Consider the following 1,029-nt stretch of genomic DNA (forward strand, 5'->3'; position numbering starts at 1 on the left):
CGCACCCGTGTCGGTGCAGTCGATGACGACGACGCGTACGTCGGATGTCGGGGCGACGTTGCAGCAGATCGCGGAGCTGACGGCGTCGGGGTGTCAGATCGTGCGGGTGGCGTGTCCGACGCAGGACGACGCGGACGCGTTGGCGACGATCGCGCGTAAGTCGCAGATTCCGGTGATCGCGGACATTCACTTCCAGCCGAAGTACGTGTTCGCGGCGATCGAGGCGGGTTGTGCGGCGGTGCGGGTGAACCCGGGCAACATCAAGCAGTTCGACGATCAGGTCAAGGAGATCGCGCGGGCGGCGAAGGACACCGGCACGCCGATCCGGATCGGGGTGAACGCGGGCTCGCTCGACAAGCGGCTGCTGCAGAAGTACGGCAGGGCGACGCCCGAGGCGCTGGTGGAGTCGGCGCTGTGGGAGGCCTCCCTCTTCGAGGAGCACGACTTCCGGGACATCAAGATCTCGGTGAAGCACAACGATCCGGTGGTGATGGTCAACGCCTACCGGCAGCTGGCGGCGGCCTGCGACTACCCGTTGCACCTGGGGGTGACGGAGGCGGGGCCGGCGTTCCAGGGCACGATCAAGTCGGCGGTCGCCTTCGGTGCGCTGCTCTCGGAGGGGATCGGGGACACCATCCGGGTCTCGCTGTCGGCGCCGCCGGTGGAGGAAATCAAGGTCGGCATCCAGATCCTGGAGTCGCTGAACCTCAGGCAGCGGGGTCTGGAGATCGTCTCCTGTCCGTCGTGCGGTCGGGCGCAGGTGGATGTGTACAAGCTGGCGGAGGAGGTCACGGCGGGTCTGACCGGCATGGAGGTGCCGCTGCGGGTCGCCGTGATGGGCTGTGTGGTGAACGGTCCCGGTGAGGCGCGTGAGGCGGACCTCGGTGTCGCGTCCGGCAACGGCAAGGGGCAGATCTTCGTCAAGGGCGAGGTCATCAAGACCGTTCCCGAGTCGAAGATCGTCGAGACCCTCATCGAAGAGGCGATGAAACTCGCCGAGCAGATGGAGGCCGACGGCATCGCCTCCGG

Annotated in this window: 1 protein-coding gene; it reads left to right on the forward strand. The window is 67.1% G+C overall.

Going from position 1 to position 1,029, the window contains the following annotated elements; translation table 11 throughout:
* The coding region (gene ispG / locus AC0ZLC_RS34270) for a flavodoxin-dependent (E)-4-hydroxy-3-methylbut-2-enyl-diphosphate synthase (RefSeq protein ID WP_476755819.1) at positions 1 to 1,029 on the forward strand (1,029 nt) is incomplete at both ends.

The sequence above is a fragment of the Streptomyces sp. GLSS-08 genome (assembly GCF_056387915.1).